The 16200-nt window shown below is 38.5% G+C and carries 18 protein-coding genes; 5 read left to right on the top strand and 13 right to left on the bottom strand.

Annotation, left to right across the window (positions count from 1 at the left end):
- Positions 1-342: 342 nt before the first annotated feature.
- The 9 genes from G7Y56_RS06085 to atpD form a co-directional block, all read right to left on the bottom strand.
- Positions 343-1224, bottom strand: a complete 882-nt coding sequence (locus G7Y56_RS06085) for a F0F1 ATP synthase subunit gamma (protein WP_165041942.1) — start codon at positions 1222-1224, stop codon at positions 343-345.
- A gap of 7 nt (positions 1225-1231) precedes the next feature.
- Complete coding sequence (gene atpA, locus G7Y56_RS06080) at positions 1232-2818, bottom strand: F0F1 ATP synthase subunit alpha (protein ID WP_165025881.1); 1587 nt, start codon at positions 2816-2818, stop codon at positions 1232-1234.
- Between the two features lie 64 nt (positions 2819-2882).
- Entirely contained in the window at positions 2883-3437 is a 555-nt protein-coding gene (locus tag G7Y56_RS06075; protein WP_165041940.1) for a F0F1 ATP synthase subunit delta, read from the bottom strand.
- A 5-nt stretch (positions 3438-3442) separates the two neighbouring features.
- On the bottom strand, positions 3443-3940 hold the full coding sequence (gene atpF, locus G7Y56_RS06070; protein WP_165025875.1) for a F0F1 ATP synthase subunit B: 498 nt from the start codon (positions 3938-3940) through the stop codon (positions 3443-3445).
- Positions 3941-3962: 22 nt separating this feature from the next.
- Positions 3963-4211 (bottom strand): ATP synthase F0 subunit C, encoded by a 249-nt coding sequence (gene atpE / locus G7Y56_RS06065; RefSeq protein WP_165025872.1) that lies wholly within the window; start codon positions 4209-4211, stop codon positions 3963-3965.
- Between the two features lie 59 nt (positions 4212-4270).
- The gene (gene atpB / locus G7Y56_RS06060) at positions 4271-5386 is read right to left on the bottom strand and encodes a F0F1 ATP synthase subunit A (protein WP_165041938.1); all 1116 of its coding nucleotides are present in this window, start codon (positions 5384-5386) and stop codon (positions 4271-4273) included.
- 1 nt (position 5387) lies between these two features.
- Positions 5388-5789 carry a hypothetical protein gene (locus tag G7Y56_RS06055; RefSeq protein WP_165041936.1) on the bottom strand — a complete coding sequence of 134 codons (402 nt, stop codon included), beginning with the start codon at positions 5787-5789 and terminating at the stop codon, positions 5388-5390.
- Between the two features lie 3 nt (positions 5790-5792).
- On the bottom strand, positions 5793-6041 hold the full coding sequence (gene atpC / locus G7Y56_RS06050) for an ATP synthase F1 subunit epsilon (protein WP_165041934.1): 249 nt from the start codon (positions 6039-6041) through the stop codon (positions 5793-5795).
- A 10-nt stretch (positions 6042-6051) separates the two neighbouring features.
- A complete protein-coding gene (gene atpD, locus G7Y56_RS06045; protein WP_165041932.1) occupies positions 6052-7566 on the bottom strand; it encodes a F0F1 ATP synthase subunit beta in 1515 nt (504 codons plus the stop codon).
- Between the two features lie 356 nt (positions 7567-7922).
- Here atpD and G7Y56_RS06040 point away from each other — a divergent pair, with 356 nt between their 5' ends.
- A complete protein-coding gene (locus G7Y56_RS06040; RefSeq protein ID WP_165041930.1) occupies positions 7923-9116 on the top strand; it encodes a saccharopine dehydrogenase family protein in 1194 nt (397 codons plus the stop codon).
- 102 nt (positions 9117-9218) lie between these two features.
- Here G7Y56_RS06040 and G7Y56_RS06035 read toward each other — a convergent pair whose 3' ends face one another.
- Positions 9219-10862 (bottom strand): fimbrillin family protein, encoded by a 1644-nt coding sequence (locus tag G7Y56_RS06035; RefSeq protein WP_165041928.1) that lies wholly within the window; start codon positions 10860-10862, stop codon positions 9219-9221.
- Between the two features lie 509 nt (positions 10863-11371).
- On the opposite strand from G7Y56_RS06035, the gene pyrB reads away from it, so the two are divergent.
- Genes pyrB through G7Y56_RS06015 form a run of 4 tightly spaced genes read left to right on the top strand, consistent with a single transcriptional unit; the run spans position 11372 to position 13924 of the window.
- Positions 11372-12289, top strand: coding sequence for an aspartate carbamoyltransferase (gene pyrB, locus G7Y56_RS06030; protein WP_165041926.1), 918 nt, complete (start codon positions 11372-11374; stop codon positions 12287-12289).
- A 25-nt stretch (positions 12290-12314) separates the two neighbouring features.
- On the top strand, positions 12315-12776 hold the full coding sequence (gene pyrI, locus G7Y56_RS06025) for an aspartate carbamoyltransferase regulatory subunit (protein WP_165041924.1): 462 nt from the start codon (positions 12315-12317) through the stop codon (positions 12774-12776).
- A gap of 8 nt (positions 12777-12784) precedes the next feature.
- On the top strand, positions 12785-13354 hold the full coding sequence (locus tag G7Y56_RS06020) for a hypothetical protein (RefSeq protein WP_165025849.1): 570 nt from the start codon (positions 12785-12787) through the stop codon (positions 13352-13354).
- A gap of 3 nt (positions 13355-13357) precedes the next feature.
- Positions 13358-13924 (top strand): flavin reductase family protein, encoded by a 567-nt coding sequence (locus tag G7Y56_RS06015; protein ID WP_165025846.1) that lies wholly within the window; start codon positions 13358-13360, stop codon positions 13922-13924.
- On the opposite strand, the gene G7Y56_RS06010 is transcribed toward G7Y56_RS06015, so the two are convergent.
- From G7Y56_RS06010 to G7Y56_RS06000, 3 genes are all read right to left on the bottom strand, one after another.
- On the bottom strand, positions 13925-14683 hold the full coding sequence (locus G7Y56_RS06010) for an MBL fold metallo-hydrolase (RefSeq protein WP_165041922.1): 759 nt from the start codon (positions 14681-14683) through the stop codon (positions 13925-13927). It abuts the gene before it with no gap.
- Positions 14684-14693: 10 nt separating this feature from the next.
- Complete coding sequence (locus G7Y56_RS06005) at positions 14694-15509, bottom strand: hypothetical protein (RefSeq protein WP_165041920.1); 816 nt, start codon at positions 15507-15509, stop codon at positions 14694-14696.
- 149 nt (positions 15510-15658) lie between these two features.
- Positions 15659-16177, bottom strand: coding sequence for an SPOR domain-containing protein (locus G7Y56_RS06000; protein WP_165041918.1), 519 nt, complete (start codon positions 16175-16177; stop codon positions 15659-15661).
- Positions 16178-16200 lie beyond the last annotated feature (23 nt).

Genomic DNA, 16200 nt, shown 5'->3' with positions numbered 1-16200 from the left:
TATGGTATCTTCAGCTTGATTATCAAAAGTCTAATTCAAGAAATAAAGTTTCAACTTTATGTCATCCCATAGTTTACTTTTGATAATCGGTTAATCTCTACTTTTTTACAACAAAAGAATAAAATTAACCTTGCTTTTTGAATAGTAAATTATAAAACAAATATAAGAGTCATCCCGACACACAGTAAGGTATCTATTTCATAGTATGCTTTTGCAATAATAGCGATAGGTTTCTTACTACGTTTCGAAATGACAAAGAGAAATACAGATAAATTTTTCAAAACATCACAAAAAAAGACTAACCAAACGGCTAGTCTTTTTTTATTTCAATCTATTCTTAGATTATTGTAAAGCCGAAGCTCCACCAATAATATCAAGTAATTCGTTAGTAACAGCTTGTTGACGTGTTTTATTATATACTATCGTCAATTCCTGATTCAACTCCTCTGCATTATCGGTTGCTATCTGCATAGCTACCGTACGTGCCGCATGTTCAGATGCCGTAGCATCCAATAGTGCAGCATAGAGACGAGAATAAAGAACAGTCGGAATCAAACTCTCCAGAATCTCTTCCTTCGATGGCTCGAATATATAATCCACACCATAACTATTGCTTGCTCCGTCTTTAGCTTCGGGACGAGACAAATCGAATGGCAGATAAACCTTATTTTGTAATTTTTGCGAACCGGTGGAAACGAAATGATGATATATCAAAACCACTTCGTCCAATTCCCTGTTAACAAATTTACTGATCAGGTTTTTCGCTAAAGCCTGTACATCCTGAAAAGCCGGTTTGTCGGCCATCTCTTTGTAATCACCTTGCGACTTCAATCCCTGTTTCTTTACAGTATCAGCTATTTTCTTACCCACAGGGTATATCAGTATATTTTCCTTACCCAGAGGCTTAAACTTATTGTAAGTAGCAGTGAAATCTTTAATAACATTGGCATTGTAAGCACCACAAAGCGACGAGTTGGAAGCAAAAACAACTATGCCCACTCTCTTAACTTCTCTTTCCTGAATAAAAGGAGAATCGTAAGTAGCATCCGACGATAAAAGATTAGTCAGTATGGCATCCAATTTCTGCTGATAAGGCAAGAAGTTGGAAATTGCCGACTGAGCCCTATGCAGCTTAGACGATGCAATCATCTTCATGGCAGAGGTAATCTTCTTGGTACTATTTACAGAACTTATTCTGGTTTTTATTTCTTTAAGAGATGCCATAATTCAATCATTTTTTATATTGAGAGGCTACATCTTTAGCCACCTTCTTTATAATACCTTCTACTTCTTCGTTGATCTTTCCGGCTTTCAATACGTCTAGTACAGTTGCTTGATGTTGCATTTCCAATGTTCTCAGAAATTCAGTTTCAAAATCATGTACTTTTTCGGTCGGTACTTGTCTCAACAAACCGTTTGTACCACAGTACAGAATAGCGATTTGTCTTTCAACAGGCATCGGCGCATATTGAGGCTGAACCAACAATGTTGTATTTTTCTTTCCTTTGTCGATAGTCATTGCTGTAACAGCATCCAGATCACCACCGAATTTAGTAAATGCTTCCAATTCACGATACTGAGCCTGATCAATCTTCAACGTACCTGCCACTTTTTTCATGGCTTTTACCTGAGCTGAACCACCAACACGCGAAACCGAAATACCTACATCAATAGCAGGACGCATACCAGCATTAAACAAGTCAACATCGAGGAATATCTGTCCGTCGGTAATCGAAATTACGTTAGTCGGGATATATGCCGATACGTCACCAGCCTGTGTCTCGATGATAGGCAATGCAGTAAGCGAACCTCCTGCAACAACCTTACCTTTAAGACTCTCCGGCAAGTCGTTCATTTGCTCGGCCACCTCCTGTTGATTGATAATCTTAGCCGCACGTTCCAGCAAACGGGAATGCAAGTAGAAAATATCGCCCGGATAAGCCTCACGACCCGGAGGACGGCGAAGAATCAACGAAACTTCACGGTATGCTACAGCCTGTTTCGATAAATCATCATATACTACTAATGCATGACGACCAGTATCGCGGAAAAACTCTCCGATAGTAGCTCCGGCAAATGCCGAGAAGTACTGCACAGCTGCCGGTTCGGCTGCTGTTGCCGATACAATAACCGTATAATCGAGCGCACCTTTTTCTTTTAATGTTTCGACAATATTTGCTACTGTCGATGCTTTCTGACCGATAGCTACATAGATACAATATACCGGATCGCCTGCCTCATAATTAGACTTCTGATTGATAATAGTATCGATAGCAATTGCAGTTTTTCCTGTTTGACGGTCACCGATGATAAGCTCACGCTGTCCGCGACCGATAGGAATCATCGCATCCACAGCCTTAAGCCCGGTTTGTAAAGGTTGAGTTACAGGTTGGCGGTAGATTACACCCGGTGCTTTACGCTCCAATGGTAATTCCAACAATTCGCCGGTAATAGGTCCCTTTCCATCGATAGGCACACCAAGCGGATTTATTACACGTCCAAGCATACCCATCCCTACATTAATAGAGGCAATACGGCCGGTACGCTTTACTGTAAATCCTTCTTTTATCTGGTCAGATGGGCCTAACAATACAGCACCAACGTTGTCTTCTTCCAAGTTCATCACAACAGCCATTATGCCATTGTCGAACTCTAGAAGCTCATTCGATTCTGCATTTTTAAGTCCATATACACGAACAACACCATCCCCTACTTCAAGAACAGTACCAATCTCGTCAAACTGCACACGGCTGTCGATGTTTGCGAGTTGCATCTTCAATATCTCGGAGACTTCGCTTGCTTTTATATTTTCAGACATAAAACTTCTTTTTATTAAAATTTAGTGATATAATTCACTTCTCGGCTCTTACTGAGAGCTTTGTTTATGCAATCTTACTGTTTTCGGTGACAAATCTCTGCTTGATTCGTTTCAATTGAGAAGCCACACTGGCATCAAGTCGATAGGTATCTATATAGAGAACAAATCCTCCTTCGATACTCGGATCAACACTTGTTTCGAATTCGAGTGTTCCGGGTTTGATTGTTTGCAACAAACCTTTCATCTTCTCTATCACAGTATTGTCTACAGATGTAGCAGTTACAAGCCTGCTTATATTTATATGCTTAGAGTCGCGATACAAATCGCAGTAGCATAAAGCAATCACTTGCAGATACGCCTCACGTTTGTTTTTCAACACCAGATGCATAAATTGTATAAGCGCCGGGCTGGCTTTACCTCCCACGGCTGCTTTCACCAGTTCCATCTTATCTGTAGCAGTCACCATAGGATTATCCATTGCCATACGCAATTTCGGCTCACCGGCAAATGCCGAAGCAAGTTTTTTCATTTCCGAAAAAATTACATCTTCAGATTTCTGTTCCACCGCATATAGCAACAGAGCTTTAGCATATCGCTTTGAGATCATCCCTTCATTCATAACATTTAAGATTTAGAAACTAAAGCCTCATCAACCAGGCGATCAATCATTGACATTTGTTCTTTAGGGTCTTTCAACGAATTGCGAAGCACTTTTTCGGCAACATCCACAGATAATTCTGCTACCTGACGACGAATGTCGCGGATAGCCTGATCTTTTTCTGCTTGTATTTGCTTTCTGATTTCTTCCAATTCTTTCATCCCTGCAACTTTAGCCTGATCACGAGCCTCGTTTACTATACGATCGCGTGTTTCGGCTGCGTCTTTTAAGATTTGCACCTGCTCTGCTTTAGCCGACGACAATATTTCATCGCTTTTTTGCTTGATTGTAGCCAATTGTTCATTAGCTTTTTTGGCTGCATCTAAAGAGTTTTCGATATATGTTTTGCGTTCGTCAACCATTTTGGTAATTACGGGAAAACCGAATTTTGCCAAAATGAAGAATACAATACCGAAAGATAGAAGCATCCAAAACAGAAGCCCAGATTCAGGTAATAATAACATAGTTTCTTGTTTTAGGGGTCAATTATAGAATAAATCCACATACTACCACAGCGAATAGAGCAACACCCTCAACCAGAGCTGCTGCAATAATCATCGATGTACGGATATCTCCCGCAGCATCCGGTTGGCGTGCGATACCTTCCATAGCAGAAGCACCAATTTTACCGATACCCAGACCTGCTCCAATTACAGCTAATCCTGCTCCTAGTGCAGCACCAAAACCTGTTAAGCTTGCAGCATCTGCTGCTTGTAATAAAGTTGATAGTAACATAATTTTTTTATTTTATAGTTAATTAATTATTTGTTCTAAATGTATTGTATTTTATCGTTTTAATGTTCTTCTGCTTTATGATGGTGTGGTTCTATCTGTGCCAAGCCGATAAACACAGCCGACAACATAGTAAACACATAAGCCTGAATGTATGCAACCAATATTTCTACCAGACTGATAAACACATTGAGCAATACCGATACAAATGTCATAGAGCCGCTTATTGCAGGACCCATATTGGCTGTAACGAATATCAAACATGTTAATCCGAGTACAATAGAGTGACCAGCCAATATATTTGCAAATAGACGAATCATCAATGCAAAAGGCTTAGTGAATACTCCGACCAACTCGATAGCAGGCATAATAGGAATCGGCACTTTTAGCCATGTTGGTACATCGGGCCAGAAAACTTCTCGCCAGTATTCTCTTGTTCCAAAGAAATTGACTATCACAAATGTGAACAATGCCAATATCAATGTTACCGAAATATTACCTGTAACTGTTGCACCTCCCGGGAAGATTGGGATTAAGCCCATAATATTGTTGAAGAAGATAAAGAAAAATACCGTCAACAAGTATGGAGAGAATTTCTTATAGTTCTTGCCTACGCAGGGTTTAATAATATCGTCCTGAACGCTCATTACAAACATTTCCATAAAGCCTACAAAACCTTTCGGGGCTTTGTGTTCTCCGCTCTTAGCTTGTTTCTTATACCATCCGGCAACGCTCATCACAATAATGATAAGCAGGATAGAACTGATAATCAAACTGACAGCAATCTTTGTCAATGAAAAATCCCAAGGGCGAATTTCTTCTCCGGCTGCATTCTTCTCTACTATCTTTCCTCTGTGATCTCCCGATTGAGCAATGTAAAAGCCTTTGTAAGCCTCATGCCCATGATGAAATTTAGAAGACATAAACACATTCAGACCACTCTCCTCACCTATTACAATTATAGGTAAAGGAATAGAAACATGTGTTTCGCCGATAGTAGTCAGATGCCATTCGTAGGCATCGGCCAAGTGATCCAGAATCAATTCTTTAACATTCAATTCCTTTTCCTCTGCTTGTGCTTCATGCCCTTCTGCTCCGTCTTGCGACATAACAGGTTGAACGCCTGCTAGGGAAAAGATAAAGAGGAATGTTAAGATGTATTTCAAATAGTGTTTCATTCTATTGTTTTTTTTCCTTCAACCGTTTTTCTATCCTCGTAAATATAAGTGTTTCCACAAATAAGTAAAGAAGATAAAACAACATAAAAATAAGAATAAAGTTTTTTATCCCTTCTTTGATAACCAAAGCATATATACCTACGAATATAATAGAGGCAAATATCTTAACTATCTTGGTCAGCATGTATGTATTAAGCAACTGTCTCTGTGTTGCTTTTCGGCTCTGTGCCTCAACATAGGCTACTACCGAAGATTCCAGCACCAAGAAGTAGAGCAAAATACCTTCGAACCAATTTGGATAATAATCGGGTAACTGAAAGTACAACAATGCACCGATAAGTCCTCCGGCTATTAATCCGAATGCAAGAATAATGGTTACCAGTTTAGCTCTGAAAAAATCCATATATTATACTACACAAATAGTTACCACACCATTATTCACTTCGGCAATTCCGCCTTTTACGTCCAGTGTCTTATCATTTCCTCTCACGCTATACGTAATAACCCCCTCTTTGAGAGGTGAGATCAGCGGAGCATGGTCGGGATGAACACCGAAGCTACCGGCTATACCGGGAATAATGACAGATGACACTGCCCCCGAAAACAATCTTTTTTCGGGCGATATAATATTTAATTGGAGTTCTGAACTTCTCATAATCTATTTTTTAGTCAGCTGCCTGAGCTAATAGTTTTTCACCTTTTGCTATTGCATCTTCAATTGTACCCACATTCAGGAATGCTTGTTCAGGTAAGTGATCCACTTCACCGTCCAATATCATCTTGAATCCGCGGATAGTATCTTGAATGTCAACAATCACTCCGGGAACACCTGTAAACTGTTCGGCAACGTTAAACGGTTGCGAAAGGAAACGTTGTATACGTCTCGCTCTGTTTACAGTTTCTCTGTCTTCGTCCGAAAGTTCTTCCATACCCAAGATAGAAATAATATCCTGAAGTTCTTTGTTACGCTGAAGGATTTGTTTTACACGCTGTGCTGTATCATAATGATCTTGACCTACAACATTAAGGTCAAGGCTTCGTGATGATGAATCCAGCGGATCCACAGCAGGGTAAATACCCATCTCGGTAATCTTACGGCTTAGTACTGTCGTCGCATCCAAATGCGAGAACGTTGTAGCCGGAGCAGGGTCGGTCAAGTCATCGGCAGGCACATACACGGCTTGCACCGATGTAATAGAACCATCTTTGGTCGATGTGATACGCTCTTGCATCGCTCCCATCTCTGTAGCCAGTGTAGGTTGATAACCCACAGCCGATGGCATACGTCCAAGTAGAGCAGACACCTCTGAACCCGCTTGCGTAAAACGGAATATATTATCAATAAACAACAGGATATCTTTCGGACCGTCTGATTTTGCATCACGGAAAGCTTCCGCAATTGTCAACCCTGATAGTGCCACATCGGCACGTGCTCCGGGAGGTTCGTTCATCTGTCCGAACACAAGTGAGATTTGCGATTTTTCGACCTCTTTAGGGTCTACTTTCGACAAATCCCAATTTCCTTCGTCCATGCTTTTCTTAAATTCATCGCCATAGCGAACTACTTCCGATTCGATCATTTCGCGAAGCAGGTCATTTCCCTCACGGGTACGCTCTCCTACTCCGGCAAATACCGAATATCCGTTGTGTTTCTTAGCAATATTGTTGATAAGCTCCATAATTAATACGGTCTTTCCAACTCCGGCACCACCAAACAAACCTACTTTACCTCCCTTTGCATACGGAGCTAAAAGGTCTACAACCTTAATACCCGTAAAAAGGACTTCGCGGCTTGTTTGCAACTCTTCAAATTTCGGCGGTTCTCTATGAATAGGTGAGCCTCCTGTTTTATCAAGGGAAGACATACCATCGATAGCATCACCTACTACATTCATTAAACGTCCTTTTACCTGATCACCTATTGGCATTGTTATCGGTGAGCCTAAAGCCAAAGCATCCAACCCACGACGAAGTCCGTCTGTACTGTCCATTGCAACAGTACGAACTGTATCTTCACCGATATGCTGCTTAACTTCGAGGATTAAAGAACGACCGTCGGGTCTTTTTACTTCAAGAGCTTCATTAATTTTTGGCAAATTCAATGCTGGATCACCTGTCTCAAAACAAACGTCCACTACCGGACCGATTATTTGTGAGATATGCCCAATCTTCTGTGACATAAGCTATTTATTTATTATATTATTTATTCATTTTCTATTTCTATAAATACGATAAACCCTGTTTTAAATTATAAAATGAAATAAAAGTACCAACTCGTCAAAGTTGTTTAAACAACCCTAAGTATCAGGTACATAATATCCCTAAATTAGTTAAAATTTATAACAATTTCTAAGTCTAAAAAATGTCTAAGAACTTGTGTTTATCTGTTCATGGTCGCTGACATACCCTGTTAATGTCATAGCAAATATAATCATTATTCATTTTTTAGTGCTACTTTTGTATAAAAAAAGTAAGTAGACTTATTATTTTAAGGATTAGTTAACATTAGTTATTGGAATAATCAAAGAAATTTAAAATGGGAAAAATTTTAATTATAGGTGCCGGTGGAGTTGGAACCGTTGTAGCTCATAAAGTTGCACAGAACTCTGATGTTTTCACAGAAATCATGCTAGCCAGCCGCACAAAATCGAAATGCGATGCAATAGCTCAAGCTATTGGTGGAAATAAGATACAAACAGCCAAAGTGGATGCTGACGATGTGGAAGATTTGAAAAGATTATTCAATTCGTTTAAACCAGAGTTGGTGATTAATGTAGCTCTTCCATACCAGGATCTTACAATAATGGATGCTTGTCTGGCTTGTGGTGTTAACTATCTCGACACTGCAAACTATGAGCCTAAAGATGAAGCTAAATATGAGTATGGATGGCAATGGGCTTATCAAGACAGATTCAAAGAAGCCGGATTGACTGCTATCTTAGGTTGCGGATTCGACCCGGGCGTTACAAGTGTATTTACTGCTTATGCAGCGAAACATCATTTCGATGAAATTCACTATCTTGATATCGTAGATTGCAATGCAGGTGATCACGGAAAAGCTTTTGCTACAAATTTCAATCCTGAAATCAATATACGTGAGGTTACTCAAAAAGGAAAGTATTGGGAAAATGGCGAATGGATAGAAACCGAACCGCACGAAATACATAAACCACTGAATTATCCTAATATCGGACCGAAAGAGTCTTATGTAATTTATCACGAAGAATTAGAATCGTTGGTGAAAAACTTCCCGACTCTTAAACGTGCCCGTTTCTGGATGACATTCGGACAAGAATATCTTACACATCTACGTGTGATACAAAATATAGGCATGGCTCGTATCGACCCTGTTATATATAATGGTGTGGAAATCGTTCCTATCCAATTCTTAAAAGCTGTGCTTCCCGATCCGGGTGAACTAGGAGAAAACTATATCGGCGAAACTTCAATCGGCTGCCGTATCAAAGGTTTGAAAGATGGTAAAGAGCGCACTTATTATGTATATAATAACTGTTCGCACGAAGCTGCCTATAAAGAAACAGGTGCACAGGGAGTAAGCTATACGACCGGCGTTCCTGCAACTATCGGTGCTATCATGTTTATGAAAGGTCTATGGCGCAAACCGGGTGTATATAATGTAGAAGAATTTAACCCTGATCCGTTTATGGAACAATTAAACAAACAAGGATTGCCTTGGCACGAATTGTTCGATATTGATTTGGAAATGTGATCAGTCAGATAACATAATAAAAAAGCTCGTAGAATAGTCTTCTACGAGCTTTTCTTATTTTAGACACATGCTAAAAGGCTCAAACATATATTAATCCTGTTGTTACTTCTTCCACGCTTTGTATGTAACAGTTGTCGTATATGTCCATACCTTATTTGTGATTTTATCAGTTAAAGTATATACTAATGCTGTCGGATAATCTTGAGCGTTGTATGTATATGCCCAAGCATATACTGTATCATCTTCTGGTAGCAAATTACCATTCTTATAAATTGCGATACTACGGTCATTAACATTGTTCAAACTCTTTGAATTTATTTGGTTTGAAAAATAGTTGATAAGCCATGCCGGTATATTCAGATTCTTAAGAATACTATTTTTAGAATCATATTGATAAACAGTCACATTCTTAAATACATTTCCGGAATTATCTGAATAATTTTCGGTGCGTTTTACCAAATTACCCTTTTCATCATATTCATGCTCTGGAACCACTGTGTAATTAGATTTATCGCCAGATAAAAATCTTCCTTCTTCATCCACATCAAATATATATGTGTTTGTCTTTGTCGAACCATACATAGTAAAATCTTCCTTTAATGTTACCTGCTTAGCAACATCATTATATATGAAAGTCGCATTTGATGTAGCTGAACTGGCAGGATTATTTTCGTTCGGCAGATTACCACGATAACCGATAACATTACCTTCATCATCATATTCGAAGGTAATGTGGCTATATTCTATCATGTTCGGCTTCGAAGTTGGGTATGGCTTATTATACATCTCCAGTACCGACAAACGGTTTAAATCGCCGTAAGTAAATACATATTTACATGTAGCCTCCGGAAATTCATAATTAATCTGTGCAGGTAACAACTTCTCCGAAATTTCCTCTTCAGCGCCTCCGGTTATTGTGCCACCAGTCTCCCACTCTTCTACCGATGTGCCTATAGATGACGCATCGCTCAGATTAATCTGAAGATCGAAATTGTATTTCTTACCCGAAACCAATGTTATATTGCTAGGTGTAGTGTAATACAACTGTTTACCCGAAGCCAATGTTATTTTTAAGAATTTAGTTCCGGCAGCAACTTCTTGTGGTACGATTATTCCGACACCTTCGCCAAGTTGCACTTCTTGCATTTTAGATGTTGAACCTAAAACACCCGTTAAACGATTAAATTCTATTGCAGAAAAAGCATTCACAACGCTTACTTTAGCACCTGCAAGGTCAGGAGAGCCATTGCCTGCACTTAGCGTGTAGGTTATCTGGGATAATTTGTGCTTAAAATTCAATACAATTTGCGCTGTAGTAGCTGATTGTACAAATTCTGCACAATGCAAAAGATCTGAAGCATGAATACTCGGAGCATCTGTTTGATCTGCTAACACAGTAAATGCATAAGTCGCATTTTCGGTTGCCGAGTAAGGGTGATAAGCTGATATTTTCAGACTATTACCGTTAGTTGGAAAGTACTGGGTGATTCCTGCCAAGCTACCAGCGCCATCGGCTGTATAAGCCAGATTTTGCTCATAGATTGTTGCCGGAGTTGCAGAATTCTCTGCAATCAACACTCCAATTTGTTGGTCCTTAGCGATCAGAGCACTTTCATACCCTGATTTTGTGGAAACGACTTCGGTAGAAAATCTGATTTCTTTTTGTCCCGATACAGATGTTTCATCATCATTACTACATGAGACAAAAAATAGAACCGCAGTAAGTAAAGTTGAAAGTTTTTTCATAATTAAGGGGTTAAGTAAATAAAGTTTGTTGATTTTTCAAATATTGTTTGTGTTTGAAGAACTGGGACTAATTAAGTATTTACATATCGCAAATTCAAAAAAGAGAAGAAAATAGTTTGTAATGTTTGTTTAGTTAAAAAGGCTAATACGTACAAATATAGTTAATTCTGATTATAAAGGTGTTACCAGAACGATAAAAAATATTAAATATTTTTTATCGTAACGAAATGACATTGAGTTAATCTTGACTTTTAACCACAGAGAAAAAGTCGAGAAGACTTCATTATTTATTATATCACAACAACTAATATCAGAAAAAGTATTTATCTTTGATGAAACAAAAATCTGTTATGAAAAGAATATTTTTATTTGATATACATTTTCTGCATAGAGGTAGCTGTTTTATTATTGATTTTATTAAAATTTAGATATATTTATCCTCGAAGAAGTTACCTTTTTCGGGGATTTTTTTTGACCAGATACATTATCGTTCTTCAAATTAAAGACATATGAGTAACAAGAGTTTAGTATCCATTACAAATTATTCGAAAGAAGACATTCTCAGAATACTGAGTTTAACTAAAAAGTTTGATGAAAACCCTAACAGACGGCTGCTTGAAGGCAAGGTCTGTGCAACTCTCTTTTTCGAGCCATCGACCCGTACTCGTCTTAGTTTCGAAACGGCAGTAAACAGACTTGGGGGGCGAATTATCGGTTTTACTGATGCTTCTACCACCAGCTCATCCAAAGGTGAGACATTGAAAGATACAATCCTGATGGTAAACAACTACGCTGATATCATTATTATGCGCCATCATCTGGAAGGTGCTGCACGATATGCATCCGAAATCTCGAGTGTACCAATCATCAATGCGGGCGATGGTGCAAACCAGCATCCGACTCAAACAATGCTCGATATATACTCGATATATAAAACGCAGGGAACATTAGATAATCTGACAATTACCATTGTAGGTGACCTGAAATACGGACGCACTGTGCATTCTCTGATTATAGGCATGTCGCACTTCAATCCGACATTCCTTTTTGTTGCACCGGAAGAATTGCGAGTACCGGAGGTTTATAAGAACTTCTGCGACGAGAATAACATCAAATATGAAGAGCATATCGACTTCACACCCGAAGTTATAAACAAAGCGGATATCCTTTATATGACCCGTGTGCAGCGTGAACGCTTTACTGATCTGATGGAATACGAAAAGGTAAAAAACATCTATATTCTTCGCAAGGATATGCTAAGCGAGACTAAAGACAATCTCAAAATATTGCACCCGTTACCTCGTGTAAACGAAATACAGCAAGATGTAGACGACAGCCCTAAGGCTTATTATTTTGAGCAAGCAAAAAATGGCATGTTCACACGTGAAGCTGTAATATGTGACGCATTGAATATCCCAATAGAATAATAATTCAGGAAAAATATCTATCGATATGAAAGAAAAAAGAACAGAATTGCAAGTAGCTGCCCTTTGCAACGGAACAGCAATAGATCATATACCATCAGATGTTGTATTCAAAGTTGTCTCACTCTTAGGCTTGGAAGAATTAGACAATCCGATTACTATTGGCAACAAACTCGAAAGTAAAAAGATGGGCACCAAGGGTATTATAAAAATAGCTGACAAGTTTTTTGAAGAAAACGAAATAAACAGGATAGCAGTTGTAGCACCTAATGTTGTGCTGAATGTCATCAGGAACTACGAAGTGGTAGAAAAGAAAAGAGTTGAGCTACCGCAGACTATTCTGGGAATTGTAAAATGTAACAATCCTAAGTGTATCACCAATAATGAACCTATGCATACCCGATTTGAAGTAATTGATTACGCCAATATCGAATTGAAATGTCATTATTGCGGAGTTAAAATAGACAAGGAAGATATTGTTCTAAAATAAATAAAGATATGAAGATACTTAAATATTCCCTTTATGTATTTCTGATTATTATCGGTATCGTAATTGGACTTATTGTTACCCATTATCACCGATTCCAAACGGCAGAAGCTATTAATCTTATCGATTTAGCAACCTTAGTTACTACTATTTTCTTAGCTGTCTATATACCTGAAGTTCTAGACAGGCAGCTCCAGGTACAAAAAGACAAGAAAGATCTGATAGAGAAACGTATAGAAGAGCTACAAGCCTTCTACCGCAGAATAAATCTATTGGTGCAACAAGAGAGTAAGTCGATGAAGGACAATATGTCGATCCGAAATACGCTTGACCTATGTCAATATAGATTAGATACCATAACAACTCTGCTGGACTTTGCCAAGATGAAGACATCTTTTGAAAACGAGATTATAGAAATCAATGATCTTTGTACGCAACACAGAAATTTACTGTCGACAAGTAAGCTTACTACCGAAGAGGGATTTGTATATCCTGATGATATACAAGAGCAAGAAGAGGTATTATATAATAAAATAGATAAAGCAACCTGCTTGCTTGTATTTAAAATTAGCGAGGCATAAACCATGAAACAAGACTGGAAACCGGGAACTCTGATATATCCTCTCCCTGCTGCAATGATTAGTTGCGGAAATACTCCAGAGGAATATAATATAATAACACTGAGCTGGCTTGGAACTATTTGTACCAATCCTCCTATGTGCTATATATCTGTTCGCCCCGAACGCTATTCTTACGATATTATCAAAAAGAATATGGAATTTATTATTAATATCACGACCGAAGATTTAGCCTTTGCCACCGATTGGTGTGGGGTGAAATCGGGCAAAGATTATAATAAGTTTGACGAAATGGGTCTCACTGCAGGAAAAGCAAGTATAGTGCAAGCACCCACAATAGAAGAATCCCCTTTAAATATAGAATGCAGGGTGAGAGAAATTATGAGTCTGGGATCGCACGACATGTTTATTGCCGATGTTGTAAATGTGAAAGCAGACGAAAAATATATCAACCCCGAGACAGGTAAATTCAGTTTGGAGGAGGCAAAACCAATTGCCTATTCACATGGTCAGTATTACGAGTTAGGAAACAAACTAGGAGGTTTCGGCTGGTCTGTCAAGAAAAAGAAATAATCAGAATTCCAGTTCCAATCCATCGTAAGACAAGAATACATTTTCGGGTAAATCCTTTTGCACTTCGGCATGCAATCCTATTTGATGACTCATATGGATCAGATATGCCTTTTGGGGAGCTATACGACGAATATTTTCCAGCGCTTGTTCCAAATTTTCGTGAGATAGATGCTCTTTTATCCGCAAGGCATCGATAACGAGTACTTCCAGATTCTTCAATTTATCATATTCTTCTTCAGGAATGTGTTTCACATCTGTGAGGTAAGCAAAATCCTGTATGCGATAACCATAGATAGGAAGCTTATAGTGTATAATGTTTATAGGAAGGACTTCTACACCTTCTATTAAAAAAGGCTTATCAGACGCCACTTCATTGAGATGCAACACAGGGATACCGGGATAAGGATGATTATTAAAGCAGTATGGAATTCTAGCACGAAGAGAATCTAACGCTATTTTATTCGAATAAATCTCAATATCACCAAGCTTACAATACGGACGAAGATCGTCTAATCCACCCACATGATCGTAATGCTCGTGAGTAATAAGCACACCATGAATTTTTGTAAACTCCTCACCTAATATCTGCTCCCTGAAATCGGGACCACAGTCTATCAAAATTCTTTTACCATTTACTCCAATTAAAACAGACGCCCTCAAGCGCCTGTCTTTTTTATCATTAGAGGTACAAACTTCGCATCGGCAACCGATTTCGGGATTGCCTGTCGATGTTCCTGTACCTAAAAACTTAACCTTCATATTTTAAAATTCATTCATTGACTGCTATCCATACATCTGAAAATGGAATAGCATATTGTTTTAGAAGCTCTGCCCTAGAGTAACGATTTACATACTTCTCTCTGACTTCAGTTCTCTTTTTCACTGCATCATTTTTCTCATCATAGCTACCCAATATAAAATAATAAATTCCTTTATTATTTTTGGCGATAACAACTGGTTCATCTGCTTCTTCAAATGCCAACTTGAGTCGTTCAACTCCTTCTTTTTTAGATAAAGAAGCAATAACAACGCTATACTGTTTTAATTGGCCTTCATAGCCCTCTTCTGCTGTAATCTTTGCTTTTCTAAACACCACCTTATCCCCATCGGCCTTCGTTTTATCCAACACAACAGGTTCTTTCGATTTCGTCTCTGACTTTGATTCTCCTGTTCTAATTTCTGTCATCGGCACTGATGAAACAGGTGAAACAGACGACTCCTCGAATTGCGCTGATTGTTGAGACAGACCTCCTTGAACTGTTTGTACCGACCCTGCGCCCACTTTATCTGTTACAACAGGCAAAGGATCTGTAGATACCGCCGATACTACACTATTTTGTTGAACAGATTCGTCTTTCTGTTTTTTCTTAGCCTCTTTTCTTTCCTTTCGCTCTATCCTCTCATTTTCTTTTCTAAGTAGTTCAGCTTCTTCTGCGACACGTGCCTGACCAATGGATATTGCCGCGGCATACTCCTTATTGGCAGTTGTATAAAACGTTCGGTATCCACCAGAACTATCTGTTTTACAAGAAGTTAATATTGTTATAAATAATAAAAATAAAGTTGTGTAGCTTAAAGTCCTCATACGCGTGATAGTAAAGTTTTTAATATTATAGAAATATATACGACAAAGATATAAAAAGCAGTCTGAATATTGCACATCATACCCAGACAAAATACAAGAGGAGCCTACATCTAGACTCCTCTTATATATTATATTACTAATTTGGATTCTTAGTATTCACGTTGCAAAATCCACCAATCATTGAAAGGAATACCATATTTACTTTTCAATGTCGTTGCATCGCCTTTAGCAGCATACTCTGCTAAAATCTCGCTTTTTCTTGCAGAAGCCTGATCTTTAGAATCGAAGCTGGCAATAATAACGCGATACATACCTTGTTCGTTTTGAGCAAGAATAACTTTATAACCATCGTTTTCTATTCTTTGTTTCAACGATTCTGCGTTTGGTTTCATACCCATAGCAGCAATTACTACGCTATAAGCTCTTAATCCAGATGCATCTGCATCATATACAGGAGTGATTTTTTCTTTACGAACCGACTCTGATGAGGTTGGATACGTAGGAGTTGTAGTTGCAGGCGTAGTTACAGCAGCAGGTGTATTTTCCTCTACTTCTCTTTCTTTAGCAGCTTCATACACCGATTTGTATGCACTTTGTTTTGGTTTACAAGAGCCAAATGAAACGAGGCAAACTATAGCCAATCCGATTCCAATTAATTTCTTATTCATAAGTAATTTTTAATTATCCTAAG

Origin of the sequence: Dysgonomonas sp. ZJ709, assembly GCF_011039195.1 — a bacterium.
Lineage (GTDB): Bacteria > Bacteroidota > Bacteroidia > Bacteroidales > Dysgonomonadaceae > Dysgonomonas.
This window is presented reverse-complemented; position numbering and strand designations above follow the sequence as displayed.

Excerpts from the sequence above, each read along its gene's own strand:
- pyrB (WP_165041926.1), top strand. The coding sequence starts at position 11,372 with ATGAGTAACAAGAGTTTAGTATCCATTACAAATTATTCGAAAGAAGAC.
- atpF (WP_165025875.1), bottom strand. The coding sequence starts at position 3,940 with ATGTTATTATTACCTGAATCTGGGCTTCTGTTTTGGATGCTTCTATCT.
- atpE (WP_165025872.1), bottom strand. The coding sequence starts at position 4,211 with ATGTTACTATCAACTTTATTACAAGCAGCAGATGCTGCAAGCTTAACA.
- G7Y56_RS06005 (WP_165041920.1), bottom strand. The coding sequence starts at position 15,509 with ATGAGGACTTTAAGCTACACAACTTTATTTTTATTATTTATAACAATA.
- G7Y56_RS06015 (WP_165025846.1), top strand. The coding sequence starts at position 13,358 with ATGAAACAAGACTGGAAACCGGGAACTCTGATATATCCTCTCCCTGCT.
- atpD (WP_165041932.1), bottom strand. The coding sequence starts at position 7,566 with ATGTCACAGAAGATTGGGCATATCTCACAAATAATCGGTCCGGTAGTG.
- G7Y56_RS06035 (WP_165041928.1), bottom strand. The coding sequence starts at position 10,862 with ATGAAAAAACTTTCAACTTTACTTACTGCGGTTCTATTTTTTGTCTCA.
- G7Y56_RS06085 (WP_165041942.1), bottom strand. The coding sequence starts at position 1,224 with ATGGCATCTCTTAAAGAAATAAAAACCAGAATAAGTTCTGTAAATAGT.
- atpB (WP_165041938.1), bottom strand. The coding sequence starts at position 5,386 with ATGAAACACTATTTGAAATACATCTTAACATTCCTCTTTATCTTTTCC.
- atpC (WP_165041934.1), bottom strand. The coding sequence starts at position 6,041 with ATGAGAAGTTCAGAACTCCAATTAAATATTATATCGCCCGAAAAAAGA.
- G7Y56_RS06010 (WP_165041922.1), bottom strand. The coding sequence starts at position 14,683 with ATGAAGGTTAAGTTTTTAGGTACAGGAACATCGACAGGCAATCCCGAA.
- G7Y56_RS06055 (WP_165041936.1), bottom strand. The coding sequence starts at position 5,789 with ATGGATTTTTTCAGAGCTAAACTGGTAACCATTATTCTTGCATTCGGA.
- G7Y56_RS06000 (WP_165041918.1), bottom strand. The coding sequence starts at position 16,177 with ATGAATAAGAAATTAATTGGAATCGGATTGGCTATAGTTTGCCTCGTT.
- pyrI (WP_165041924.1), top strand. The coding sequence starts at position 12,315 with ATGAAAGAAAAAAGAACAGAATTGCAAGTAGCTGCCCTTTGCAACGGA.
- G7Y56_RS06075 (WP_165041940.1), bottom strand. The coding sequence starts at position 3,437 with ATGAATGAAGGGATGATCTCAAAGCGATATGCTAAAGCTCTGTTGCTA.
- G7Y56_RS06040 (WP_165041930.1), top strand. The coding sequence starts at position 7,923 with ATGGGAAAAATTTTAATTATAGGTGCCGGTGGAGTTGGAACCGTTGTA.
- G7Y56_RS06020 (WP_165025849.1), top strand. The coding sequence starts at position 12,785 with ATGAAGATACTTAAATATTCCCTTTATGTATTTCTGATTATTATCGGT.
- atpA (WP_165025881.1), bottom strand. The coding sequence starts at position 2,818 with ATGTCTGAAAATATAAAAGCAAGCGAAGTCTCCGAGATATTGAAGATG.